The organism is Acidimicrobiales bacterium, assembly GCA_041394265.1.
In the GTDB taxonomy this organism is placed as follows: domain Bacteria; phylum Actinomycetota; class Acidimicrobiia; order Acidimicrobiales; family SZUA-35; genus JBBQUN01.
Window position 1 is genome coordinate 1,272,703 of record JAWKIO010000005.1, and the last position, 23,105, is coordinate 1,295,807.

At 67.5% G+C, this 23,105-nt stretch carries 28 protein-coding genes; 13 read left to right on the plus strand and 15 right to left on the minus strand.

The annotated features are described in order from the left end of the window. Positions 1–5 precede the first annotated feature (5 nt). The 3 genes from R2733_06110 to R2733_06120 are packed head-to-tail and all read left to right on the plus strand — an operon-like array spanning position 6 to position 2,386. A complete protein-coding gene (locus R2733_06110; protein ID MEZ5376072.1) occupies positions 6–890 on the plus strand; it encodes an amino acid ABC transporter permease in 885 nt (294 codons plus the stop codon). A 46-nt stretch (positions 891–936) separates the two neighbouring features. Further along, entirely contained in the window at positions 937–1,494 is a 558-nt protein-coding gene (locus R2733_06115; protein MEZ5376073.1) for an XRE family transcriptional regulator, read from the plus strand. A gap of 1 nt (position 1,495) precedes the next feature. Then, positions 1,496–2,386, plus strand: a complete 891-nt coding sequence (locus tag R2733_06120) for a DMT family transporter (GenBank protein ID MEZ5376074.1) — start codon at positions 1,496–1,498, stop codon at positions 2,384–2,386. A gap of 1 nt (position 2,387) precedes the next feature. Here the strand turns inward: R2733_06120 and R2733_06125 are convergent, their stop codons facing one another. From R2733_06125 to R2733_06145, 5 genes are all read right to left on the minus strand, one after another. After that, positions 2,388–2,789, minus strand: a complete 402-nt coding sequence (locus tag R2733_06125; protein ID MEZ5376075.1) for a GFA family protein — start codon at positions 2,787–2,789, stop codon at positions 2,388–2,390. 68 nt (positions 2,790–2,857) lie between these two features. Next, positions 2,858–3,415, minus strand: coding sequence for a DinB family protein (locus R2733_06130; GenBank protein MEZ5376076.1), 558 nt, complete (start codon positions 3,413–3,415; stop codon positions 2,858–2,860). 20 nt (positions 3,416–3,435) lie between these two features. Beyond that, on the minus strand, positions 3,436–4,230 hold the full coding sequence (gene modA / locus R2733_06135; GenBank protein MEZ5376077.1) for a molybdate ABC transporter substrate-binding protein: 795 nt from the start codon (positions 4,228–4,230) through the stop codon (positions 3,436–3,438). A 63-nt stretch (positions 4,231–4,293) separates the two neighbouring features. Then, positions 4,294–5,160 (minus strand): ParA family protein, encoded by an 867-nt coding sequence (locus R2733_06140; protein ID MEZ5376078.1) that lies wholly within the window; start codon positions 5,158–5,160, stop codon positions 4,294–4,296. Between the two features lie 70 nt (positions 5,161–5,230). Further along, the gene (locus R2733_06145) at positions 5,231–5,680 is read right to left on the minus strand and encodes a hypothetical protein (protein MEZ5376079.1); all 450 of its coding nucleotides are present in this window, start codon (positions 5,678–5,680) and stop codon (positions 5,231–5,233) included. A 137-nt stretch (positions 5,681–5,817) separates the two neighbouring features. Between R2733_06145 and R2733_06150 the strand changes: the two genes are divergently transcribed. From R2733_06150 to R2733_06160, 3 genes are all read left to right on the plus strand, one after another. Further along, positions 5,818–6,810 carry a fatty acid desaturase gene (locus R2733_06150; protein MEZ5376080.1) on the plus strand — a complete coding sequence of 331 codons (993 nt, stop codon included), beginning with the start codon at positions 5,818–5,820 and terminating at the stop codon, positions 6,808–6,810. A 65-nt stretch (positions 6,811–6,875) separates the two neighbouring features. After that, positions 6,876–8,075 (plus strand): MFS transporter, encoded by a 1,200-nt coding sequence (locus R2733_06155; GenBank protein MEZ5376081.1) that lies wholly within the window; start codon positions 6,876–6,878, stop codon positions 8,073–8,075. Continuing rightward, complete coding sequence (locus R2733_06160; protein MEZ5376082.1) at positions 8,072–8,710, plus strand: TetR/AcrR family transcriptional regulator; 639 nt, start codon at positions 8,072–8,074, stop codon at positions 8,708–8,710. Before R2733_06155 ends, R2733_06160 begins: the two co-directional genes overlap by 4 nt. Positions 8,711–8,728: 18 nt before the next feature. Here the strand turns inward: R2733_06160 and R2733_06165 are convergent, their stop codons facing one another. Next, positions 8,729–10,018 (minus strand): alkyl sulfatase dimerization domain-containing protein, encoded by a 1,290-nt coding sequence (locus R2733_06165; GenBank protein MEZ5376083.1) that lies wholly within the window; start codon positions 10,016–10,018, stop codon positions 8,729–8,731. A gap of 51 nt (positions 10,019–10,069) precedes the next feature. On the opposite strand from R2733_06165, the gene R2733_06170 reads away from it, so the two are divergent. Both R2733_06170 and R2733_06175 read left to right on the plus strand, forming a co-directional pair. Then, positions 10,070–10,459, plus strand: coding sequence for a VOC family protein (locus R2733_06170; GenBank protein ID MEZ5376084.1), 390 nt, complete (start codon positions 10,070–10,072; stop codon positions 10,457–10,459). A gap of 17 nt (positions 10,460–10,476) precedes the next feature. Then, positions 10,477–10,893 carry a nitroreductase family deazaflavin-dependent oxidoreductase gene (locus tag R2733_06175; GenBank protein MEZ5376085.1) on the plus strand — a complete coding sequence of 139 codons (417 nt, stop codon included), beginning with the start codon at positions 10,477–10,479 and terminating at the stop codon, positions 10,891–10,893. 18 nt (positions 10,894–10,911) lie between these two features. On the opposite strand, the gene R2733_06180 is transcribed toward R2733_06175, so the two are convergent. The 5 genes from R2733_06180 to R2733_06200 are packed head-to-tail and all read right to left on the minus strand — an operon-like array spanning position 10,912 to position 15,493. Beyond that, entirely contained in the window at positions 10,912–12,381 is a 1,470-nt protein-coding gene (locus R2733_06180; protein ID MEZ5376086.1) for an FAD-dependent oxidoreductase, read from the minus strand. Next, entirely contained in the window at positions 12,378–13,367 is a 990-nt protein-coding gene (locus tag R2733_06185) for an alpha/beta hydrolase (protein MEZ5376087.1), read from the minus strand. Before R2733_06185 ends, R2733_06180 begins: the two co-directional genes overlap by 4 nt. Further along, positions 13,364–15,058 (minus strand): amidohydrolase family protein, encoded by a 1,695-nt coding sequence (locus R2733_06190; GenBank protein MEZ5376088.1) that lies wholly within the window; start codon positions 15,056–15,058, stop codon positions 13,364–13,366. Before R2733_06190 ends, R2733_06185 begins: the two co-directional genes overlap by 4 nt. Next, on the minus strand, positions 15,036–15,299 hold the full coding sequence (locus tag R2733_06195; GenBank protein ID MEZ5376089.1) for a hypothetical protein: 264 nt from the start codon (positions 15,297–15,299) through the stop codon (positions 15,036–15,038). Before R2733_06195 ends, R2733_06190 begins: the two co-directional genes overlap by 23 nt. Next, complete coding sequence (locus R2733_06200; GenBank protein ID MEZ5376090.1) at positions 15,296–15,493, minus strand: hypothetical protein; 198 nt, start codon at positions 15,491–15,493, stop codon at positions 15,296–15,298. The genes R2733_06195 and R2733_06200 overlap by 4 nt, the downstream gene beginning before the upstream one ends. An 84-nt stretch (positions 15,494–15,577) precedes the next feature. On the opposite strand from R2733_06200, the gene R2733_06205 reads away from it, so the two are divergent. After that, a complete protein-coding gene (locus R2733_06205) occupies positions 15,578–16,195 on the plus strand; it encodes a helix-turn-helix domain-containing protein (protein MEZ5376091.1) in 618 nt (205 codons plus the stop codon). A 1-nt stretch (position 16,196) separates the two neighbouring features. After that, positions 16,197–17,198: a DUF4214 domain-containing protein gene (locus R2733_06210; GenBank protein ID MEZ5376092.1), complete on the plus strand. Its 1,002-nt coding sequence runs from the start codon at positions 16,197–16,199 to the stop codon at positions 17,196–17,198. 15 nt (positions 17,199–17,213) lie between these two features. Here the strand turns inward: R2733_06210 and R2733_06215 are convergent, their stop codons facing one another. Continuing rightward, positions 17,214–17,864 (minus strand): TIGR03086 family metal-binding protein, encoded by a 651-nt coding sequence (locus R2733_06215; GenBank protein ID MEZ5376093.1) that lies wholly within the window; start codon positions 17,862–17,864, stop codon positions 17,214–17,216. Positions 17,865–17,937: 73 nt separating this feature from the next. On the opposite strand from R2733_06215, the gene R2733_06220 reads away from it, so the two are divergent. Continuing rightward, positions 17,938–18,804 carry a helix-turn-helix transcriptional regulator gene (locus R2733_06220; protein ID MEZ5376094.1) on the plus strand — a complete coding sequence of 289 codons (867 nt, stop codon included), beginning with the start codon at positions 17,938–17,940 and terminating at the stop codon, positions 18,802–18,804. On the opposite strand, the gene R2733_06225 is transcribed toward R2733_06220, so the two are convergent. Then, positions 18,786–19,802, minus strand: a complete 1,017-nt coding sequence (locus tag R2733_06225; protein ID MEZ5376095.1) for an AraC family transcriptional regulator — start codon at positions 19,800–19,802, stop codon at positions 18,786–18,788. The two genes, R2733_06220 and R2733_06225, sit on opposite strands and share 19 nt — an antisense overlap. Before the next feature lie 125 nt (positions 19,803–19,927). Between R2733_06225 and R2733_06230 the strand changes: the two genes are divergently transcribed. Both R2733_06230 and R2733_06235 read left to right on the plus strand, forming a co-directional pair. After that, complete coding sequence (locus tag R2733_06230) at positions 19,928–20,713, plus strand: DUF4386 domain-containing protein (protein ID MEZ5376096.1); 786 nt, start codon at positions 19,928–19,930, stop codon at positions 20,711–20,713. Positions 20,714–20,814: 101 nt separating this feature from the next. After that, positions 20,815–21,885: an NAD(P)-dependent alcohol dehydrogenase gene (locus tag R2733_06235; GenBank protein MEZ5376097.1), complete on the plus strand. Its 1,071-nt coding sequence runs from the start codon at positions 20,815–20,817 to the stop codon at positions 21,883–21,885. Position 21,886: 1 nt separating this feature from the next. On the opposite strand, the gene R2733_06240 is transcribed toward R2733_06235, so the two are convergent. Together R2733_06240 and R2733_06245 are read right to left on the minus strand one after the other, a co-directional pair. Continuing rightward, the gene (locus tag R2733_06240) at positions 21,887–22,804 is read right to left on the minus strand and encodes an aminoglycoside phosphotransferase family protein (protein MEZ5376098.1); all 918 of its coding nucleotides are present in this window, start codon (positions 22,802–22,804) and stop codon (positions 21,887–21,889) included. 89 nt (positions 22,805–22,893) lie between these two features. Then, entirely contained in the window at positions 22,894–23,100 is a 207-nt protein-coding gene (locus R2733_06245) for a hypothetical protein (protein ID MEZ5376099.1), read from the minus strand. Between the last annotated feature and the right edge of the window lie 5 nt (positions 23,101–23,105).

The following is a 23,105-nucleotide window of genomic DNA, read 5'->3' on the forward strand; positions in this document are numbered from 1 at the left end:
GGGCCGTGGCAAAGAATCACCTGATCGAGGAACTCGGACCGAAGGGTCGGCGCAAGGTTCGTATCGGAACAGCGATCAGCCTCGTGGTGCTCGCACTGCTGGCAGCGGTCGTCCTGATGCGGCTCAATGATCGCGGCCAGCTCGAAGCGGGAAAGTGGACCGACCTGTTCGAAGGCGGGACCATCGAGTTCCTCGCCAACGGGTTGTGGGCCAGCCTGAAAGCCGCAGTGGTCGCCGGCATCCTGGCGACCGCGCTGGGGTTTGGCCTGGCCCTGATGCGGCTCTCCAAGTCGGTCGTTGCGAGCACGATCTCCGTGACCTGGGTCGAGCTGTTCCGCGGCATTCCGCTGCTTCTCACGATCCTCGGCGTTTTCGCCGTCGCCGGATCCGACGACAAACTCGGCGTCTTCTGGTCCGTCGTGGTCGGGTTGATGCTCTACAACTCGGCGGTGCTGTCGGAGATCTTCCGCAGCGGCGTGCGCTCGCTCGACCGTGGCCAGACCGAAGCGGCACAGGCCGTCGGCATGACCTACTGGCAGACCATGTTCCTCGTCGTGCTCCCCCAGGCGGTACGGCGCATGATTCCGGCGATCGTCGCCCAGATGGCCACGCTCACCAAGGACGTCTCGCTCGGCTACGTGGTCAGCTACCCCGAGTTCGTTCGCCGTGGAGCGGGCCTGTCCAACATTCCCGGCAGTCGGGTCGGCAATTTCCAGGCCTACGTGTTCGTCGGTGTCGTCTACTTCTGCGTGATCTGGGCCATGGCGAAACTGGCCGAACTCCTCGAGCGACGGACCGAGTCGAGCCCGAAGCTGGCGACTCTCGATGAAGACGAAGAGCTCGCGGTCGAGTTGGCGGGCGTCGGCGACTCGACCGCCGTGCCCATCTGAGTCCCCGACGGTCGGAGTCGAACGATGAGTGCACTATCCTGCACTTGTGAATGCATCCAATATCGAGCTGGCGGAATCCGTCCGAAGACTGCGGTCCGAACGACAGTGGACACTTGATCATGCGGCCGCTCGCCTTGGCATCAGTCGGCGACTGCTCGCTCAGATCGAAGCAGGTGAGGCAAACCCGTCGCTGTCGACACTCCTCGCCATCGCCGATGGCTTCGACCTCCATCTGAGCGAACTGCTCGCGCCTGAGCCGTCCACGTCGCCGGTGACGCTGGGGCACCTGCCAGCTGACGCTCCCGTCCAGTGGTCGACGCCGACCGGCAGCGAAGCGCGCCTGTTGGCCGGTCGCGGCCCGCTCGAGCTGTGGACCTGGTCGCTCCAGCCCGGCGACGAACGGACCTCGGACGCCCATCGTGCCGGGAGCATGGAGGCAGTGCATGTGATCAACGGGACGGTCACGCTCGAGGTCGGCACCGAAACGGTTTCGCTCGGGGCGGGCAGCTCGGCCATCTTCGAGGCGAGCCTGCCGCACGCGTATCGCAATGACCGGAAGCGGGTCGCCCGCTTTCTGCTGACCGTGAACGATCCGGTGGTCTGACGTGGCAGCAATCCTTGCTCTTGCCGCCGCCGCCGTCTTTGGCGCCGCCGACTTCACCGGTGGCAGCGCGACCCGCCGGATTCCCATCCTCACCGTGACGTTGCTCACCAGTTCGGTCGGCGTTGTCCTGGCCGGCGTGCTGGTGGCGGCGCTCGGTGGCGAGTGGAGTGCCAGCGCCGTCGGATGGGGTGCATTGGGTGGAACCTGCGGCCTCGTCGGCCTGTCGCTGCTCTACCTGGGCCTGGCCAGCGGACCGAATCGTCTGGTGAGCCCGGTGAGCGCGGTCCTGGCGGCCGTCATACCCGTGGCGGTTGGCATCGGCACGGGCGACCGCCCTGATGCGCTGGGTATGATGGGCCTCGTGCTCGCCGCCCCTGCGATTTGGCTCGTCGCCGGAGGCGACTTGTTACCCAGTGCCGGAGGCGACTTGTTACCCAGCGCCGGAGGCGACCTACAACCCAGTGCCGGAGGCGAGCGAGCACCCATCCCCGGCCGCTCGCCGTTGTTGCTCGCAGCGGGTGCCGGAGTTGGCTTCGGCTTGTTCTTCACCTGCCTGGCCCAGACCCCCGACGATGCGGGGGCCATTCCGCTGCTGGCGGCGCGGGTGACCTCGACGGTGCTGCTGGTGGTCGCAGCCACGCAGAGGCGACCGGCACGGCCGGAACGACGCGGCGCGCTGCTGGCCATCGCCGCAGGGACGCTCGACATGAGTGCCAACGGGTTGTTCCTGTGGTCGACGCGGCTGGGCGACCTGGCGGTCGTCGGGGCGTTGGTGAGCCTGTTCCCGGTCACCACGATCCTGCTGGCGATGGGGATCCTCCATGAGCGACTCACCCGATCCCAGGCCACCGGCCTCGGTTTGGCGGTCGTGACGGCCGCCTTGCTGAGCTGACCTACTGACGAGCTTTGGCGGGGAGCTCGGCGAGATCGACCCACGCCTGCTTGTGGTCGGTCCACACCTGAGCGCTCGGTGCCACGGTCGAGCGGTCGTCGAGTGTGCCGGCCTTCAGCGCGATGATGCCGGCGGGTTCGACAAGGGCCGAGTAGATGGGTGATCCGCACGATCCACAGAACCGACGATGCACGTAGACGGCATCGCCGCTTTCACCTCGATCCTCGAAGGTCGCCAGTTCGCCGGTGACGTCGATCTGGTCTTCCGTGATCACCAGGTTGACCGAGAAGGCGCCGCCACTCTGGCGCTGGCAGTGATCGCAGTGGCACACGACGGTGGCCATCACGTCGCCCTGGACCTCGTAGGAAAGCTGACCACAAAGGCATCGACCGGTGAATGTCATGCGGCGAAGCTAGCAGGCATGCGATGTGGGTTCGATCTCACCGCGGCCTGGTGTGTGAAGCCAGTCGGTCAGCCGGCGGGCGGCGTCCGCGTTTGTGCGCGCCAGAGATCACGCAGCAGCGCCACCTCGGCACCGTGATGGATGAACTCATCGAGCATGTGGAGCACGTACGCCGCTCGGGTGTGCTCGACGAATCGCCCGCCGACCTCGCCGACCCGCTGGTCGAGGACCTCGTCGGTGGCCAACCGAAGATGTGCGTCCCAGCGATCGTGCGCCCGATCGAGCAGGGCCAGGGCCTCATCAGCCGACGCCGGTGGCGCTCCGTTCGGGTCATCGAGCCCGATGGGATCTCCCTGCGGCGGGACCCCGAGCCATTGCGGCGCTCGGTCTTCGCCGTAGAGGTCGATCAGGTGCCAGAGGCGCCAGGCCATCGTCGTGAATGGCGCCGGTTCGAGACCGCCCTCGGTCTCGTCGGCGTGCCAGCTGCCGTCGTCGTGCTGACGAACACTCAGACAGCCGACAACCGGCTCCCAGAAATACTCCGGGTCGGTCAATCCTACGAGCCGAGCCCGCAGGCGCCGCCACGCTTCGTCGGACAGCTCGGCGAATTCTCGCTGCAACAGCACCGCTCCAGGCTACTTCGACGCTATGCGGTCGTGAAGCCGTAGGACGCCAGCAGCGACTGCCCCTCCGGGGAGAGCACGAAGGCAATGAAGGCAGCGGCGCCTTCAGGATTCGGTGCGCCGACCAGCGGCGCGATCGGATAGCCGGCGATGACATTGTGCTCCGCCGGAATGTCGACGCCCTCGACCGCACCAGCCGAGGCAATCACATCGGTTCGATACACCACACCGGCATCGAGCTCACCGGCCTCGATCTTGGCGAGCAGGGCCCGCACATCGGGTTCATAGGTGTCGACCGACGGTTCGAAGCCGGCGGACGCCAACGCCTCGAGGGCGAAGTCACCGCAAGGCACGCCCTCGGCACACAGGCCGAGCAGGAGCTCGGGGCGGGCGAAGTCGTCCAGGGAGCGCACACCGGCCGGGTTCCCCTCCGGCACCGCGATCTGCAACTCGTTGTGGGCGAAGACCTCCGGTCGTCCATCGACCTCGCCCGCGTCGACCACGGCCTGCATCGTGGACTCGTTGGCCGACGCAAAGACGTCGGCGGGAGCGCCACCGAGGATCTGCTCCCGCAGTGCAGAGCTACCGGCAATACTGAGCCGCACGTCAACTCCCGGATGCGCCGACTCGAAGGTCGTCTCGATCTCGGCGAAGGCGTCGGTCAAGGATGCAGCAGCGAAGACGAGCACGGTGCCACCGGCATCGGTGCCATCTGGCTTCGATCCGGACGATCCCGTCGAGGACGGGCTCCCGCTGCACGCTGCCATTCCCGATGCTGCGGCCAGGGCGATCACGACGACGACCGCCCGCTTCCACATGCTCGACCCCTTTCGCACGCCACTCGACCTGGACGGCCGAGCCTACGCATCGCGGTGCCGCAATCAGCGGCTGCTCAAACGCCCCTTCGCCTGCAGCACGCCGATGACTTGGTGGGTCAAGGCTTCGTAGTCATCGGCCAGATTGCCGGCAGGTACCGAGCTGGCGTGATCGGCGGCGTACTCATGGGCAAGGCGACCGGTGGCCCGCATCTCGAACGCAGCGCGCTCGGAGCGCCGGATCGCGGGAAGGATCCGCAGGTTCTCACCGCCAAAGCCGTGACGGATGGCCTGTGCGACCTCGGCGGCGAGTGCTGTGGCGCCACGAGAAACATCGAAGATGGTGACCCCGAGGAGCTCGAGTCCGGGATTGGCCTGACGGACCTCGCGGAACTTGTCGCCGATCATCTCCAGGCCGTGCAGGGAGGCGTGGTCAGCCCGAATGGGAACGATGAGCTCATCGGCGGTGAGCAACGCTGCGTCGATCAGCGGGCCGAGCGACGGCGGGCAATCGAGCAGCACCACGTCGTACCGATCGGCAACCCGACCGAGCGCTGCCTCGAGCGGATTGGCCGTCTGCGGGATCAGGGCGCCGACGGATTGGGCCAGCCGTGGTCCGCCACACCACACGTCGAGGCCAGGGCGAACGTCGGTCAGGGTCATCGGGTCCGAGGTGCCGTGCAGCACACCGAGGAGGTGACGGCCACGATCGGTGCGGTCGAGATAGCCGAGATCGTGGGCCAGGTTGCCTTGAGGATCGAGGTCGATCGCCAGGACGCGGAGTCCCTCCACTGCGAGTCGACCGCAGACGTTGGCCACGATGCTGGTCTTGCCGACACCACCCTTCGCGTTCGCGACAGCAACCGTGATCGGGCGGATCACGGGGGCGTCAGATTGAGCGTCGAACTCATCAGCAGGGTGGGCGAATGACATCAGCAACCCTTGTCTATCGGCCCGAACTCCCTTCAATGAAGTAGATGGGACAGTTCACTCAATCGTTGCCTCACGTCGAAGGGGACACGACCTTCCGGAGCCACGGGACGGCGTTGGTCGACCACAGGGCAAGGGCGACCAGTACGGGTTGAAAGAACAGCCGCAGGAACCGCTTTGTATCGGTATCCAGCCCGAACGCGTCGACGCCTTCGCGCCATTGTGCAATGTTGCCGGGGAAGATCCCGATGAAGAAGGCGGCAGCGGCGGCACCGACCACCGGCCGATACCGGCGAGGGGCTGCAACCAAGGCCGACCCGAGGGCGATCTCGAGCACACCCGAGGCGACGACCACCAGGTCCTCATCGACCGGGAACCAGGACGGAACCTGGGCCTGGAACTCGTCGCGGGCGAACGTGAGGTGACTGAGACCGGCCATGGCCAGTGCCCCGCCGAGTCCGAGCCGGCCGAGCGTGCGGGCCGGACCGGACTGGGTGAAGGGAAACGATGCCAAGGAAACCATGCACTGAGCCTTGCCGAGGTCGCGAGACGGTGACGGATCGGAGCGTGACCAGAAGCGCTGCTCACCCTTCCTCCTATCGAGTCCCCTCTCATCCCATGTCTTGCACAGCTGACATCGTAGATGTAACAATGCGGGACGTGACCGACCTGCAGTCTGCGCCAACGCCCTCTCACGACGAGATCGTCGCCAAGATCACCGGCGGCATGGTGCCCCCCGTCGAGCCCTTCACCGGCAGCGAGCGGCTCCGTCCCGACGGGCGCCCCAAACCCGAGCTGCGCTCCGAGCTCCGCCAGATCGCCGATCTTCGCAACGCAGTCAGCATCATCGGCGCCTTCGGCGCACCGGTGGCGTTGGTGGCGCTGGTCGCCGCCATCGGTTCGTGGTGGGCGGTCGTGCCGGCCATCGTGGTCATGGCGTCGCTGCAGAACCGGATCGCCATCCTCCACCACGAAGGGGCACACCGCCTCCTGTTCTCGAACCGCCGCATCAACGACCTGATCGGGGTCAACCTCTGCGGGTGGGCCGTGTTCGGCAACGGGACGCATTCCTATCGTCGAGGCCACGGCAACCACCACCGAGACGAGTTCGGCCCGAAGGAACCCGACCTGGTGCTCTACGCCTTCTACCCGATCAGCCGGGAGTCGATGCTGCGGAAGCTGCGGCGGGACGCGACCGGTGTGTCGGCCTACCGTCGCCACCGGGGCGACATCACCGGCATCTTCAAGCCGGGCCGTCGGGTCAAGTCCGCTCGTTTCCTCGCCGGCGTCGCCGTCATCTTCGCCGCCTTCGCCCTTGCGGGCGTCCCCTGGCTGTGGGTCTGGTTGTGGCTGGTGCCCTACGTGTTCGTGGTGCAGGTCCTCAACCGGTTGCGGTCGGTCGCCGAGCACGGCGGACTGACCCGTTCGGCCGACCGGCGACTCACCACTCACCATGTCCGCCAGAGCCTGATCGCCCGCTTCATGTTCGTGCCGATCGGGGTGGGCTACCACCTCGCCCATCACGTCGATTCCGGCATCCCGTTCCGGAACCTGCCCCGGTTCCAGCGGATCCTCGAAGAGGACGGCTACATCACGTCCGACCTCACCTGGCCGACCTACCGAGCACTCTGGAAGGCTCAAGCGGCAGGTTGAGCACGTTAGGGTGACGCCCTTGCCGAAGCATCGCCACGATCGGCGACGTCACCCCCGGAGGGCCAATGAATCAGCGCTCGCTGGAGCCACGCGACCAGCGGGCACTGCTCGCGACGGCAGGCCAGTTCTTCGTGAACGGGGCCATGACGGCGTCATTCTTGGCGCGAGCGCCGCAGATCCGCGATCGGATCGACGTCACCGTCGCCGGCTTCGGACTGCTGCTGACGACCGTCGGTGTCCTGGGGCTCGTCGGTAGTCTCGTCGCCGGCCGGGTCATCGACCGAGCCTCGACCCGGCGTGTGCTCCAGGTCGGGGCTGTCGTCATGGTGCTCAGCCTCCCGGTGATCGGCGCAGCGCGGCACCCGGCAGTGTTCCTGGCCGGCATGTTCGCCTATGCCTTCATCGACGTGATGGTCGACATCTCGATGAACCTCCAGGGTTCGTGGATCAGCGCCCGCCGCCACACGCCCGTGATGAACCGGCTCCATGGCCTGTGGAGTCTCGGCATGTTCGCCGGCGGACTCGGTGCCGTCGCTGCGAACGCCGCCGGCCTCGACCCCTTCGCCCACCTCCTCATCGTTGCCGTGGTCATGGCCGGTGTGCTGAGCGTCGTCACACAGAACCTGTTGCCCACCGACGAGGAAGGCCACGCCGACGCCGAACCGGCACCGGCGACACCGTCGACCACACCGCGGCGCGCTCCCGTCGTGCTGCTGGTGGTGGCCGGCATGTTTGCGGTCGTGGCCGAGGTCACCGGCGGCGACTGGGCAACGTTCCGGATGACCGACGACTTCGGGGCGGCGGCCGCGGTTGGCAGCTTCGCTTTCGTGGCCTACACCGTCGGCATGACGCTCATGCGGTTCGTCGGCGACTGGCTTCAGCTCCGACTCGGCCGGGAAGGCCTGCACCGGCTGAGCCTCACCCTCGCCACCGCCGGGTTCATCGTGGCGGCGCTCATCCCCCAGCGCGCCATTTCGATCATCGGTTTCGTGCTGGTCGGGGTCGGGGTGGCGACCTTCATGCCCAAGCTCTACGACGACGCCGCTCGCCTCCCCGGTCGGCGGGGAGCCGGGCTCGGTGCCATGACCGCCGGCATGCGACTCGCCTACCTTGCCGCGCCCGTCGCCGTGGGGTGGCTCGCAGGCACGAGCCGTCTGGGTGTCGGCGACGCCATCGCCATCGCCACCCTCCCGGCCATGGCCGCACTCGCCTTCGCCACCGAAGCCAACCGGCGCGTGTTGGGTGGCTACCCTCGGCGATCATGACGGCACGCGACGGATCGGCAGCGAAGCCCACATCGCCTGCATCACCCAAACCGGCCCGCCGTACCGATCCCCGCATCGCGCAGACCCAGCGCCTGGTGAAGGACGCGACCCTCGATCTCATCGCCGAAGTGGGGTTCGAGGGCACCACCATCGAGCTGATCGCCGAGCGGAGCGGCGTGTCGCGCACGACCATCTACCGACATTGGCCCGATCCGTCCGTGCTGCTCCTCGACGCCTTCACGCCGACGGCCGAGCAGGAGCCACCGCCGCTGACGGGCGAGTTCGAAGTCGACCTCGACCACTACCTCGCCCACGTGTGCGAGCGGCTCAACGACGACCGGTTTGCGGCCGCGCTGGCGGCCCAGGTCGACAAGGCCCGCCGAGACCCCCAGTACCGCGCCGCCCACCTCGACTACTCGGTGACCCGCAACGAGCGAGGGGTCAGCATCTTCCGGGCCGGAATCGCCAACGGAACGCTCCGACACGACCTCGACCCGGAACGAGAAACCGACCTGATCTTGGGCTACCTGGTCTTCCAGCGACTCATGAAGTACCGGCGACTCGATGCCGCCATCGTCGATGCGCTCCGTAACGACATCCTCGCCCGCTGTCGGCGACGCCCGGGCGACGGCTGAGGTCGCCGGCGGCCGGGGTCAGACCCCCGACGCCGCTTCGAGAGCGTCCAATCCATCGGGGGCCTGGGACCATCGCACCTTGCCGGCTCGATAGAGCCGGGCGAAGCCGAAGTACAGGCTCCTCGAGACGAATGGCTCGGTCTGGCGGGCCAGTTCTGCGCACAGTTCGGCCTTCAATTCGCGTGCCTCGATCACCGAGGGCTCGCCGGAGGGGGCGAGGGCAACCAGATCGATGACGTGCATGGCCAGCTGGAGGTCACCGTTCGCCTGGTGGGTTCGAGCCGCGGCGATCACCGTCGCCGGATCGACGGCGGCGAGCACGGCGGCCGCAGCGTCGTCGGGGTGTGCCGGGTGGAGGTCGGTCGGATTGTCCCGGGACCACCAGCCCGAGTTCTCACGCACGATGTCTCGGACGACGTAGTCGGGCGAGCCGTAGCTCGGCACGAGATACGGGGCGTCGAACAGGTCGGACGGGTACTCGAGGTCGTGGAGGATCTCGACATCGGTCATCCCCCGGTTCAGCCGGGCGAGTGTCTCATCGAGCAGCCAGCGAAGCGCATCGATGTTGCGGGACAGTCGCTCGGCAACGGCATCGACGCCGACGACCACGTCGCCGAACTCGGGGATCATCGTCTCGGCACCGAGCTCGCGCATTGCCTCCAGGGTGTCGATCCAACGTTGCGTCAGGCGCTGGATCCGTAGTGGGGTGCCGATGTTGGGGAAGCCGGGAATGACCGACGGGCCGGTGTAGAGCAGTTGCTGCTTCGGCAACCACAAGGCCACACAGTCATCGGTTTCCGATGGTGCCCAGAAGATCTCGATGGGACAGTCGGCATCGTCGAGCACGAGCCGATCGTCGAACGTGACCGACGGATGCTCGATCGCCAAGCCGCGCTCGAGCGACGCCCTCCTCGCTCGGGGGAACTGCCACTGGTTCAGCATGACCTGGTTGTCGAACATCGCGGTGTAGCGCATGAGGCGAGGGACGACATTGGCGTGACCGATCCGCTCCGGTTCGGCCTCACCCCGCTCGGCGGCGTGGGCCCGCCATTGAGCGACGCCGGCGTTGTAGCCCACATGCCCGTGCGAGTACACGATCGCCTTCACTCGCCGGTCGCTGATCGACCGCACATCGGTGATCATCTGGTCGGTGGGCCCGCCACCGGGACCGGCATCGACGATCACCAGTCCGTCGGCCTGTTCGATCACGACCCCGTTGCCCTGGGTGGCGACGAGGTGCACACCGGTGGTCACCGTTGTCGGTTCGAACGCCGAGTTGAGGATCGATTCGCGCTTCTTCTCTGACATTCGTTGACCTCCCGAGCGGCTGTGTTCGGCGGTCGCAGTTACGCTCGCCGCATGACCTTGCGAGTCTCGCACACGACGTTCAACTGCATCGACGCGTTCGCGCTCTCGGAGTGGTGGAAGGCGTTCCTCGAGTACGAGGACCTGCCCGGTGACCCGAACCTGCCCGGACACGAGGAGTGCATGATCGTCGACCCTCGCACCGGCCACCGGCTGCTGTTCATCGAAGTCGACGAGCTCCAACCCGCCGAGGGACGAGTCCACCTCGACCTGGCGCCGAACGATCGGCGGCGCGACGAGGAGGTCGAGCGGGCACTTGCCATGGGTGCCACTCCGGTCTCCGATCGACGCTACGACGACGGCACCGGATGGATGGTGCTGGCCGATCCCGCCGGCAACACCTTCTGCATCGTTCGCAGCGATGCCGAGCGCGCCGGCGGTTGATGGGGCAGGCTGTCGCCATGGATCGCCCATCACCTTTCGCTCATCTTCCCGCCCCGATCCAAGAGGCGCTCCAGCACGACCTGACGATCGACATCACCACGACCGGCCGCCAGTCGGGCGAGCCCCGTCGGATCGAGATCTGGTTCCTCGCCGTCGATGGTCAGGTGTACATCACCGGCACGCCGGGCCCTCGTCACTGGCTGGCCAACCTGCGAGCCAACCCTCGGTTCACGTTCCACCTCAAGGAATCGGCCGAGGCCGACCTCCCGGCGATTGCGACCGAGGTCGACGACCCCGCCGAGCGTCGCATGGTGATCGCGTCGATGGCGGCGGAGTGGTACCGAGGTCAGGCACCGATCGAACAGCTCGTCGCCGAGGCGCCGATGGTGCGGATCACCTTCGAGCAACCTCCATCCCCGGACAGAAGGGCCTAGACCGACGGTCGACTGTGATCAGGCCCCGGAAGCTGACGCCATCACGGCGAGGAGTTCGTCGCGTGGCGGGCCGAGATCGGGCTCGGGGGGACGTTGGTCCTTGGCGGCATGCGCGGCGCCCGCCGCGGCCATCACCTCGGCGTTGGTGAGCAGCGCCGTGGGGTCGTCGAGCATGTTGAACGACCGGAAGAACGCCCGATAGACCTCGGGGTCGCTCCTCGTGGCCGGGATGAGCCCATTGAGGATGAAGTCCCGAGTGGCGGCGGCCATCGGATCGGGCTCGGTGCCCTCGAGCAGCGCCGAGTGGAGCTTGATGCGATCGGCGTCCTGCCGACACGACACGTCGTAGTGGGGTGCGATCTCGTTGGTGATGGCGGCGTCCATGGCCAGCGCCAGGCCAACCCGATCGGTGCCGTGGGCGGCGAGCGCCGACGACAGGGCTTCGGCGGCAATCCCGGCCAACGAGCAACCCTTGCCGTACCACGGGTTCGTGGCAGTGGCGGCGTCACCGATGACCACGAGCCCGGTGACGACCGGCTCGCCGTCGACCACGAACCGGCGGATGCGGTTCTCGAGACGCGCCATCGATTCGACCCCCGAGATCGGATCGGCCAGGCCGTCTTCGGTCCACTGCGCCAGCGGCGTGAGCGTGCGGATGGCTGCCTCCCAAGAAGCCTCGTTGCGGAGGGCAAGCAACTCCCGATCGCCGGTCGGGACACCGAGGGTGATCGAGAACGTGCGGTTGTCGCCATAGAAGCCGGCGAAGCCGAGATAGCCGAGGTCGCCACCGGCACCGGTCTTGGTGAGTACCGGGAGCTCCCGGCCCTCACGCAGTCGATAGAAGCGCGAGAGGTAGATGATGCCGGCATCGGAGTGCTCCTCGAACGGTGCCAGCTCGACGTCGAGCGCGGCGATCCAGTCCAGCACCGGGGAATTGCGGCCCCCGGCCACGACCACGAGGTCGGCATCGACGGTGGTGTCGCCGTCGAATCGGAGACCCCAAACGTCGTTGCCGTCGGCCAGCAGACCGGCGACCGACACCCCGCCGCGCCAGGTCACGTTGGGCTCCTGGCTCACGGCTCGGCGGAGCACCCACTCGATCGTGAGCCGTCGGCAGCACAGGATCACCAGCTCGTCGTCGCCGGGGCGCGGCGTGCGGTCGACGATGTCGGGCGGAAGGATCCGTTCGAGGGTGAGTTCGGTGGCCCCTTCGGCGGTGAGGGCTTCGAGAACGTCGGGCGCCCGCTCGTTCAGGAATCGTCGCAGCCGGGCAAGGAGGGCGTGGGATTGGCGGGCGTGGGCAGCCCCACGCCGATCCCAGTGATCGAACGCTTCGTCGGCGGTCGCCGGGAGATCGGTGTCGTCGCGCTCGTAGACCGTGATCGTGTGGCCGTCTCGAGCGAGCACGAGTGCCGACAGCATCCCTGCCATTCCCCCACCGACGATGGCGATGTCGAGCGGATCGGCAAGTGCCTCTCGAGGAGTCACGACACGCTCCCCAGGAAATCGAGCAGTGCCGCATTCACCTCGGCCGGCCGCTCTTGCTGCGTCCAGTGGCCGCAACCATCGAGGATGATCGAGCGATGCAGGTGCGGCAGGGTCTGTGGGAAGGCCTCGATGGCCGGCGCGCCCCAGATCGTCGGTCCGTCTCGATCGCCGCCGACGAACAAGGCCGGCACCTGGATCGAGGCGCCCCGGAACGCTGCGAGATCCTCCCAATCGCGGTCGACGTTGCGATAGCGATTCAGCGGTCCGCGGAATCCCGAATGCTCGAACTCCTCGGCGTAGACGTCGAGGTCGTCCTCGGTCAGCCATGACGGCAAGGGGTCGGGGCGATGGAATCGATCCTTCATCGCCGCGCCGTGCGGGATAGTGGCGATGCTGCCCGCTGCGGGGTCGGGAGCGGGCGCGTCGCCGGAGGCGGTGAACATGAAGCCGAGCAACCAGCCGCGGACGTCGGCTTCGATCTCTCGCTCGGCCCGGCCGGGCTCCTGGAAGTACTCGACGTAGAACTCTTCGTCGCCGGCCATGGCCCGCATCACCTCGAGCGGACGGTGGGGTGACGGAGGCGAGAACGGAACCGACAGCCCGGCAACGGCGGTGAAGACATCGGGCCGTAGCAGCGCCGACGTCCACGCGATCGGCGCACCCCAGTCGTGGCCGACGATGACGGCGGTCTGCTCGCCGAGAGCGGCGACGAGGCCGACATTGTCGGCGACGAGTCGCACCATGCGGTACTGCTCGATCTCGAGCGGCTTGGACGACCGGCCGTACCCACGCACGTCGATCGCAACGACGTGGTAGCCCGCCTCGGCCAAGGCCGGAAGCTGATGGCGCCACGAGTACCACGATTCGGGGAAGCCGTGCACCAGCAGGACGAGCGGACCCTCGCCTGCTTCGACACAGTGGATGCGGGTGCCGTTCACGTCGACGACGCGTGACTGGCAACCGGCGGGAAGCGCTCCGGAGCTCATCGTGTGACCGTCCGCGTGGCGATCTGCCCGGCTCGGGCCTCTTCGACGTAGCCGTTCTCGGCGCTCCAGGTCACCTCGCCGTTCACGATGACGGTGTCGACGCCCTCTTGGCGCCGGATCCAGCGAATACCGCCACCGGGGAAGTCGTCGGAGGCGATTTCTGGGCCGCGTCCGATGTGATCGGCATCGAAGATCACGATGTCGGCGGCGTACCCCGGTGCGAGGAGGCCTCGTCCTTCGATCCCCCAGATCGTGGCGGGGTCGAGCGTGATCTTCTTGACGGCGGCTTCGAGGCTGAGCGATCCGGTGCCCCGCACGAACTCGGAGATCAGGTAGCCGGTGTCGCCGAAGGTCGAGAACGACCCGACGTGGGCGCCGCCGTCGGACGCTCCGACGTGGACGAGCGGGTCGGCCAGGAGTTCACCGACGACGGGTGAGTTGTTGTGTCCGACGGACGCCCGGATGAACCAGGTGGCGAGTTCCTCGTCGAGGGCGAGGTCGAGCAGGGCATCACCATGGCTGCAACCGCGTTCGGCAGCGATGTCGTCGATCGTGCGGCCGACCAGATCGTTGTTGCGTTCGTTGGCCACGCTCCGCACGACGAAACCGCCGGCACCGAGACCGCCATTGGGGCGCCGGGCCAAGGAGTTCATCTCGTCGACCAAGGCCTGGCGCTGCTCGGCGACCGCCGCCAACTTCTCGTCGTGATCGCGGATCGACGCGACCTTCCACCAGGACGGCAGGGTGAGGAGCATCAGACTGCGCTGATCGAGCGTGAAACTGATGTCGATCGGCCGGGTCTGGACCTGGGGCCAGACGGCGGCACCGCGGGCGCGTACGTCGGCGATCGCCTCCATCACCTTGGTGACCCCACGAGCATTGGCGTCGGAGTGGAAGAGCGGCGACAGGGTCGTGGTGAGTCCATGCCGAACCGACAGCTCAGCCAGTTGCTCGATCCGAGCGACGGTCAGATCGGCGTCGAAGAACTCGTGCACGATCTGGAGGACCTTGCCTCGCTCACCGAGGACCGCAGCGAGCGCATCGAGCTCGTCCGGGGCCGCCCATCGACTCGGCACGGGACGGTAGGTCTCGTCGATGTCGACGAAGCTGGTCGACAGACCAATGGCGCCGGCGTCGAGGCAAGCGCCGAGCAGTTCCGCCATCGCTTGGATCTCGGCGTCGTTCGCCGCCCGCTGCTGAGCGTCGTCGCCCATGACGAACATCCGAATCACGGAATGCCCGACAAGGGGTGCGACGTTGAGGGCGATCTGCCCCGTGAGTGCATCGAGCCACTCGCCGAAACCCTCGCCCCAACGCCAGTCGACGCCGGCGTCGAAGGCCGGCTCGGGCATCTCCTCGATCAAGCGGAACATCCGGCTGAAGGCATCACGGTGATCCGCCTTGAGCGGAGCGAGCGAGAGCGAACAGTTGCCAGGAACGACGGTGGTGATGCCGTGCTCGATCGCAGGGAAGGCATAGGGGTCGAAGCACAGTTGCGCGTCGTAGTGAGTATGAGGATCGATGAAGCCCGGCGCCACGACCTTGCCGCCGGCGTCGATCACTTGACGAGCATCGCTGCTCCTGCCGCCGACACTCACGATGCGACCGTCGTGGATTGCGATGTCGCCACTGCGGGCCGGAAGTCCCGAGCCGTCGACGATCCGCCCGTTACGGATGATGAGATCGAGCATTGACAGTTCCCTTGTTCAGATGTTGCGGTTGCCGTTCGAGCCCGGGGAGCACCACGCTCCACGGCTGTCCGACGAGTTCTTCGACCGAGGAGACACCGGCCTGATCGAGCGAGGCGAGGCAGGCCTCTTCGTCGAGTGCGATGGTCGTCGTTCCGCCGTTGGCGTAGGTGATCTCGACCTCGACCTCGGCTCTGCCGTCGTGACCGCCGGCGATGGACGCCCGTGTGATGATCGGGGTCATGGCGGCGGCGGTTCGACGAACACGATGTCGCTGGGCAGCAAACCGATCGAACGATTGGCGCCGGCTCGAGCAGCGAGGTGGAGGTTCCACGACTGCAGCTGCTCCAGCCCGTCGGGCACGCCCGGCAGCACGCGTCTCGCAATGGCGGCGAGATCCTCTCCCGGTTGGGGCGAGACGAACTGTCGGTAGACCATGCGCGCAACGTAGCGCCTGCTGTTGAACGCCGTCCAATAGTTGTCGAAGTTGTCTCCTCCGGGCAGAACACCGAGGATGTTGCCGTGAGTTCGAGTAGCCAGGTCCACCGACGGGTCCGTATGACCCCCGACGAACGACGCGATCAGATCCTGCGCGTTGCAATCCGGTTGTTCGGTCGGCGACCGTACAGCGAAGTGTCGATCACCGACATCGCGAACGAGGCCGGCATCGCCCGTGGACTTCTCCATCACTATTTCGGGTCGAAACGCGAGCTCTATCTCGAGGTGGTCAGGGTGGCAGCCCGGGCACCGTTCGAGGTCGAAGCCTCGGCGGAGACGAGGACGAAGAGCCCGTGGGCGACGGCGGTCGACAGCTTCCTCACCGCCATCGAACAGAACCCGGTCCGTTGGCTGAATGCGGTCAACGCCGGAGGCGCCGAGCGAGACGACGAGGTGGCCGCCATCATCGACGAAACCCGTGAGATTCTCGCCGACCAGACGCTCAGTGCCGTGGGCTTGGCCCACCGATCCGACGAACCAATGGTCCGAGCGTTCATCCGGGCCTGGGGTGGCTTCGCCCAGGAGCTCACCGTGGAGTGGATCGGTCGGGACCGGATCGACCGCGAACGGGTGCGAACCACGTTGCTTGCCACCCTGCCGCTGCTGGTCGAGCAGATCCTGCCGCTCCTCGACGAGTCCTGACGTGCGCCTCCCCCGGCTCGTGGCGGTGCTGGCCATCACGCTCGCCACTCTTGCCCCGACCGTTCGAGCATCGGCAACCGACACCGCCCAACCGCTTCGTCCGGAGGAGGGGCAGATCGAGCGGTTGTATCGAGCGGTGTTCGACCGCTCGCCCGACCCCGAGGGCTTCGCCTACTGGTTCCGGCTGCGGAGCACGACCACGTCCCTCGAGACGATTGCCGCCGAGTTCATCACCAGCCCCGAGTTCGCTGCGGTGGCCGGGGCGCCGAGCGACGACGAGTTCGTCGTGCGGCTCTACCGCAACGTGCTCGACCGCGAACCCGATGCCGACGGCCTCGAGTACTGGCGGCAGACGATGGCGGCCGGCCTGACCCGTGTCGGGCTCCTCGTGCTGTTCTCCGAGTCGGCCGAATTCGTGGCGAGCACCGACACTGTGCTCGAACCGCTCCCGCCGTTTCGGGCATCGATCGAGCCGGTCGACGCCTTCGAACTCGGCGCCAGCTGGCGGGCGGGTTGTCCGGTCGGCCCGGCCGATCTCGTGCAGATCGAGATGTCGACCGTCGGCTTCGATGGCAAAGCATCGACCGGCACGCTCATCGTGCACCGATCGGTCGCCGAAGCCGTCGTTACGGTGTTCAGCCAGCTCTACGACCAGCGCTACCCGATCGAGCAGATGGTGCCGGTGTCGAGGTTCGACGGCGATGACAACGCCTCGATGGCGGCCAACAACACCTCCGCCTTCAACTGCCGAGCGGTCACGAGCGGCGCAAGTTGGTCCCGCCATGCGTACGGTCGAGCGATCGACGTGAACCCTCGGCAGAATCCCTACGTTCGCGGCGAGGTGGTCCTGCCCCCTGATGGCGCGGACTTCGTCGTCCGGAATGTTCACCACCCGGCGATGATCCGCCGGGGCGACATCGTCGTCGAGGCCTTCGCCGCTGCTGGCTGGCGATGGGGTGGCGACTTCACGACCTTGGTCGACTGGCAGCACTTCGAGCGCTGAGCGTCGCAGGGCTCGTCACGGCTGCCAGTGCGGGTCGCGGCCGGCGAAGCCGAGCAGGCGATCGAGTGGCGACGCATCGGCGGCAACCTCGACCTCATCATCGAAGAAGCCCGAGTCCGGGCCTCGGTACTCCGGCGCGACCATCCCCTGGAGGAACTCGTGTGCCGGGAGAACTGCCGAATCGGGCGCTGCGTACGGGGCGCCGGTGGCACGCGCGAGATCCCAGGCATGCACGATGTATTCGCCGAGCGCCATACCCAACACCCCGTCGCCCGCCATGCGAGACGACGACATCGTGACCAGCCGACCGGCGACGTCGGCGGCAATCGCTGCCTTGATGTCGGCGAGGGCCTTGCCGACGATGTCGGATCCGGTCGTGCCGGGCGGGAGTGCGAATGCCTCGGGGTCGGGCCGATCGGCGTCACCGGTCGGGTCCGACAATGCAGCGGCGAAGAATTGCAGCCACCCCAAGACGTGGGTGCGCAGCGCCGCCACATCGAAGCCGGCACACGGGGTGGGCAGACCGAGCTGGGTGTCGTCGACATCGACGACGTCAGCGAGTCGGCTCAGAACCTCGTCGAACAACGTGGGGGTCGCATCGGAGTCGCAGAAGACCTCGGGTGCGTTGGTCGGGAAGATCGGCGGCTCGTTCGTGTCATCAGTCATGGTTCGAACGTATGCCTGCAGGTGGGCGAAGGGCTTGAACATTCACGCCAGCTTCGGCGGGTAGCGTCGGGCGATGGTCCGGCCGCTCCCCGACGACACCCGTGGCATCGTCGACCCCGTCGCCATGATGCGGCACGTGGACTTCGCCCGTTCGGATCCGGGGCCCCATCTCGACGGCGTCGTCGCCTGGTTCTGGTCGGTGGCCTGGGAGCTCCCGGTGGGAATGGTCCACGAGCAGGAGGTGCTCAACCACCCAGCCGGCAACATCAGCATCGGCACGCTCGACGACGCCGGTCGCCGTCTCGATCCCGCAGATGGCCGGGTCTACGGGGTCATGACGCGCCGCAGTGTTCGCCGCCTCGCTCTCGACGGTTGGACTGTGGCGGCCCGCAGCGCCGTTGGCGGACTCGGTGTACTCCTCGACGCACCGGCGGTCACGGCGACCGACGCCGAGCTGCGCCTCGACGCCCTCCCCGGCCTCGATGCGCGTCGAGTGCTCGACGACGTTCGGCAGGCCACCACCAACGACGAACGGATCGGCTGCCTTCGCTCGGCGCTGGACGCCATGGTCGAGCGTCGCGATTCCAGGCTCGTGGCCGAAGGCCGGGAGGTGGCGAACGTGGCGGCGATCGCCGAAACCGATCGGTCGGTACGTCGGGTCGACGACCTTGCCGGTGTCGCCGGGGTCAGCGTGCGAACGCTCCAGCGCCTGTTCGACCAACACGTCGGAGCGTCGCCATCGTTCGTGATCCGTCGGTGGCGGATCATCGAGGCGGCCGAGTCGGCTCGCCTCGCCATCGACGGCGACGGCGAATGGCCGGGGTGGGCATCGATCGCCGCTGAGCTGGGCTACGCCGACCAGGCCCACCTGACTCGCGACTTCCGCCGCCACCTCGGCCTGTCGCCCTCGGCCTATCTCACTCAGGCGTCTGCTGGCTGAGTGGGGCCTCCTTCAGCTCGAAACGACGCAGGCGTCTGACCGGTCCACCGCTTGAACGCTCGGGTGAAGGCGCTCTGCTCCGAGAACCCGGTGAGGAAGGCAACGTCGGCGAGGCTGTGTGAGCCCGACCGGAGCAGCGACTCGGCCGCCTCCCTCCGCACCTCGGTGACGAGCGCCTGGAAGGACGCACCGTCGTCGGCAAGTCGCCGGTGCAGCGTGCGCTCGCTCATTCCCAGTTGCCGGGCCACCTGTGACTTGCTCGGCTGGCCGTCGGCCAGCGAGTCGGCGACGACACCCCGCACCGAGTCGAGCAGGGAGCGACCGTCGATGCTCGACCTCAGATCATCGAGCCGAGCGAGCAGGTAGTTCGACAAGCCTTCGTCGGCGAGCACGGCAGGCCGGCCGAGGCTCAACGTGTCGAAGTGCAAGGCGTCGCCGGGGGCCGAGAAGTGCACCTCGGTTCCGAAGAAGGAGCGGTGCGGGTCGACATCGGCGGGCGCCGGGTGGCGGAACCAGACCGCACGCAACTGCAGCGCCCCACCGACGGCGCGCCGCAACAACGACACCACCGCTGCAAGCGCACACTCGTTCGCCAGTGCGGCTCCCCGGCGGTGCGACGGTCGCCCCAGCAAGGCGAATTCCATGCCCCACGCCTGCGGAACGAGCTCGTATTCGAGCGTGTCGCTGAGTACCAGCACGTAGCGGATCAGCCGCCGGAGGGCGTCGTTGACGGTGGGTGCAGTCTTCATCGCCAGCCCGAGCACACCGAGATCCTCGGCTTGGAGGGCGTCGGCGTACCGAAACGGCAACCCATGATCATCGGACCGGGTGACGCGTTCGAGAAGGTCGTAGTAGGCGTTGGCGTCGATCGCGGGCGTGCCTGCGTCGAGCGGATCGTTGCTCGCCGACAACCCCAGCTCGGCCAGGAGTTCCGCCGGGCAGTCCGTACCCGAGACCTCGACGATCCGGCGAATGACCGGTGCTCCCACCGAGCCCATCGCTGAGTTGTACCACGTCAGCACCGGCGATGGCCGTTTGGGTCAACACCTCGGCATCGACGGTCAAGACCCGAACCGGTCGCGATTTCTACCTTCGTCATCACACCACCACAGGAGGATTCGCCATGACCACCACCCACCACCTCGACACCGATCTCCAGCCGTCGCTGGCAGTACCGCCGGTCGCCTCGCCGGCGACCGAAAGCGGACCGACGCCGCTGTCCCGCCTGACCGGCGCTGCCTACCTGGGCATCGTCGCCACCGGCATCTTCGCCGAGTTCGCCGTACGAGGCTCGCTCATCGACAACGACGACGCCGTTGCCACCGCCACCAACATCGCCGAGTCGCCCGGGCTGTTCGGGATCGGCATCGGCGCCGACGTCGTGATGATCCTTCTCGACGCCACGGTGGCGTTCGGGCTCTATCGCCTGCTGCGACGAGTCGATGCCCGCCTGGCCATCGCTGCCGCGGTCCTCCGACTGATCCAGGGGGCGCTCCTTGCGGTCAACATGCTCCATCTCGACCGTGCGCTCAACCTGGCTCGTGATCCGGGAACGACCGGCAATCCAACTGCCGCACAGCAGGTACTCGACGCGGTCGAACGCCATGCGCTCGGCTACGACGTCGGGCTGATCGCGTTCGGTCTCAGCTGTCTGGTGCTGTCTCGCATGCTCGTTGGCTCGAACCTCGTGTCACGACCGCTGGGCATCGGGATGGGAGCGACCGGCGTGGTCTACCTCATCGGCTCCTTCGCAGCGCTCGGAGCGCCGAGCCTCAACACGGCGATCGACCCGCTCTACCTGATCGCCATGATCGTCGAGCCTGCGTTCGCCATCCGACTGATCACACGTGGGCTCCGCACCCCCGCCGCCGATCGAGGCCTACCCGTCCCCCAGCCGATCACCGTCTGACGACGACGCCTTCGGCCCCATCTGCACCCACACCATTCGACCACCACACCATCCGACCACCGCACCAACCGACCACCGCACCATCGATCAAAGGACTATCCATGACCACCGACCTTCGCACCACGACCACTCCGACCGACGCTCGCCGTTCGCCTACCGCTTCCTCGACAACACCCGCCACCGCTCCCACCATGCGTGCCGTCGTGCTCGACCGCTATGGCGGTCCCGAACGACTCGAGATGCGCCAGGTTACTCGCCCGAACATCGGCGAGCGGGAGGTCCTGATCCGAGTCCACGCCGCCGGCGTCGACCGAGGGGTGTGGCACCTGATGACCGGGCTCCCCTACCCGACCCGCCTCGCCTTCGGACTACGCCGGCCCCGCCAACCGGTGCCCGGTCTCGACGTCGCCGGTGTCGTCGAGGCCGTCGGATCAGGGGTGACCCGGTTCGTCGAGGGCGACCGGGTCTTCGGCACCGGCGTCGGTACCTACGCCGAGTACGCCGCCGCCCCCGAAGATCACCTGGCCGTCGCACCCCACGGTCTCGACATCGTCGACGCCGGCGCACTCGCCGCAACAGGTTCCACCGCTCTGCAGGCCGTCGAGCTGCATGGTCGGGTGCGTCCCGGCGATCGCGTGCTGGTCCTCGGCGCCTCGGGCGGTGTCGGCACCTACGCCGTGCAGATCGCGGCGGCCCTCGGTGGGGAGGTGACGGGGGTCGCCGGATCGGCCAAGCTCGACCTGGTGCGTTCGCTCGGCGCCACGAGCGTGATCGACTATCGGGTCGATGACCCGTTGGCCGGCGTCCATCGGTACGACCTCATCATCGACACCGGGGGCAATCGTCGGTTGCGAGATCTTCGGCGTGCCCTCGAGCCAACGGGAACCCTCGTGATCGTCGGCGGTGAGAACGGCGGACGCCTGCTCGGCGGGCTCGATCGCCAGCTCCGAGCCGTGGCCTGGTCGACCATCTCCAGGCAAACGCTGACCACCTTCGTGGCATCGGAGCACTTCGTCCACCTCGAACGGCTCGCAGGGCTCGTCGAGTCGGGCGCCGTGCGACCGATCATCGATCGGCGGTACGCACTCGAAGATGCGCCGGAGGCTTTCCGCCGTCTGGCGAACGGCGAAGTCCGGGGCAAGGCCGTGTTGGAGATCGTCCCCGGCCGCTGATCTATGCCAGTCGAGCGATGACGACCTCGACGTCGTGGAGCAGCCGATCGATTCGGCTGCTCCATCGGCGTTTGTACCGCCGAATGGGGCGGTCGAGGCGGCGTAGGAGGCACACGGCGTAGAGCCAGTCGAGATCCGGCATCGGTTCGCCGGCGGCGGACCGGAGCGCTTCGAGCACACCGTCGGCGTCGTCGAGATCGCCCTTGCGCCCAGCCACGAGATTCGCGGCATAGGACGCGAGATCGAAACCCACCGGCGCCAGGGCGAGCGTGTCGGTGTCGACCAGCCCGATCGTGCCGTCCGGCCCGATCAGCAGTTGGCTCACGTTGAAGTCGCCATGCGCCGGCAGGAGTGGTCCCGCGATCGGCATCGTCGAGCCGAGCTTGGTTCGAATCGCCTCGATGCGGTCGGCCAGGTCCGGTCGGGCGAACGCCACCAGGGCCATGACCGGCTCGCAGGCCTCGACCAGCGACGCCGAGTCGAGCGTCGGGAGCCCAGCGGGATCGACGCCCTGCAATGCCCGAACGATCTGTGCTGCGTCGTCCACCAAGGCCATCGCATCGGTTCGCTCTGCGCCTCGGCCGGGAAGACGCTGCTGGACGAACACGCCGTCGGCAGCGTCGTGGTCGATGACCTCGGGAACGACGATGCCGGGGACGGACCGCAACCGACGCAGGGTGTCGACACCCAAAGCGACCCGTTCAGGGTCGGCGTCGAGCTTGACGACCCGGTCGCCGACGCCAAGCACGAGCCGCCGTCTCGGCACCCAGGCCAAACGCTCGACCACCGTTCCGGTGGAACGGCCCGCCAGAGACGTTGCGCCGCCACCGGCAACGAGTTCGGCAGCCATCGGGAGCCCTGCGTCGAACGGGTACCACGACAGCACGACACCGTCGATCGTCTCGACGCCCTGGTCCACGCGTGCGGGAAGCAGCGACGACTCGGCGGTCGGTCGGTCACCTTCCGCTACCCCACTCGGGATCTCGGTGATCGAGCCGACGGCGAGCGCTAGGTCATGGCGAACGCCACCTCGTACCAGGTCGACAGGGATCGACCCGGGTCGTGTTCGAGGTAGCGCAAGCGGACACCCTCGACGTCGTCAGCCGCACCTGCCTCCCCAAGCAGGGCGACCACGGCGTCGGGATCGAGCAGATCGACGCCGTGGAGCGCCGCGTCATGCCGAAGCTTTGGTGGGTCGGAACTGGCCGCTGGCACCACGA

Coding starts and splice junctions, on each gene's coding strand:
- R2733_06125 (MEZ5376075.1), bottom strand. CDS start 2,789: ATGACATTCACCGGTCGATGCCTTTGTGGTCAGCTTTCCTACGAGGTC.
- R2733_06215 (MEZ5376093.1), bottom strand. CDS start 17,864: ATGACTGATGACACGAACGAGCCGCCGATCTTCCCGACCAACGCACCC.
- R2733_06155 (MEZ5376081.1), top strand. CDS start 6,876: ATGAATCAGCGCTCGCTGGAGCCACGCGACCAGCGGGCACTGCTCGCG.
- R2733_06195 (MEZ5376089.1), bottom strand. CDS start 15,299: ATGACCCCGATCATCACACGGGCGTCCATCGCCGGCGGTCACGACGGC.
- modA (MEZ5376077.1), bottom strand. CDS start 4,230: ATGTGGAAGCGGGCGGTCGTCGTCGTGATCGCCCTGGCCGCAGCATCG.
- R2733_06140 (MEZ5376078.1), bottom strand. CDS start 5,160: ATGTCATTCGCCCACCCTGCTGATGAGTTCGACGCTCAATCTGACGCC.
- R2733_06165 (MEZ5376083.1), bottom strand. CDS start 10,018: ATGTCAGAGAAGAAGCGCGAATCGATCCTCAACTCGGCGTTCGAACCG.
- R2733_06225 (MEZ5376095.1), bottom strand. CDS start 19,802: ATGGGCTCGGTGGGAGCACCGGTCATTCGCCGGATCGTCGAGGTCTCG.
- R2733_06160 (MEZ5376082.1), top strand. CDS start 8,072: ATGACGGCACGCGACGGATCGGCAGCGAAGCCCACATCGCCTGCATCA.
- R2733_06200 (MEZ5376090.1), bottom strand. CDS start 15,493: ATGGTCTACCGACAGTTCGTCTCGCCCCAACCGGGAGAGGATCTCGCC.
- R2733_06185 (MEZ5376087.1), bottom strand. CDS start 13,367: ATGAGCTCCGGAGCGCTTCCCGCCGGTTGCCAGTCACGCGTCGTCGAC.
- R2733_06170 (MEZ5376084.1), top strand. CDS start 10,070: ATGACCTTGCGAGTCTCGCACACGACGTTCAACTGCATCGACGCGTTC.
- R2733_06175 (MEZ5376085.1), top strand. CDS start 10,477: ATGGATCGCCCATCACCTTTCGCTCATCTTCCCGCCCCGATCCAAGAG.
- R2733_06235 (MEZ5376097.1), top strand. CDS start 20,815: ATGACCACCGACCTTCGCACCACGACCACTCCGACCGACGCTCGCCGT.
- R2733_06230 (MEZ5376096.1), top strand. CDS start 19,928: ATGACCACCACCCACCACCTCGACACCGATCTCCAGCCGTCGCTGGCA.
- R2733_06145 (MEZ5376079.1), bottom strand. CDS start 5,680: ATGGTTTCCTTGGCATCGTTTCCCTTCACCCAGTCCGGTCCGGCCCGC.
- R2733_06220 (MEZ5376094.1), top strand. CDS start 17,938: ATGGTCCGGCCGCTCCCCGACGACACCCGTGGCATCGTCGACCCCGTC.
- R2733_06190 (MEZ5376088.1), bottom strand. CDS start 15,058: ATGCTCGATCTCATCATCCGTAACGGGCGGATCGTCGACGGCTCGGGA.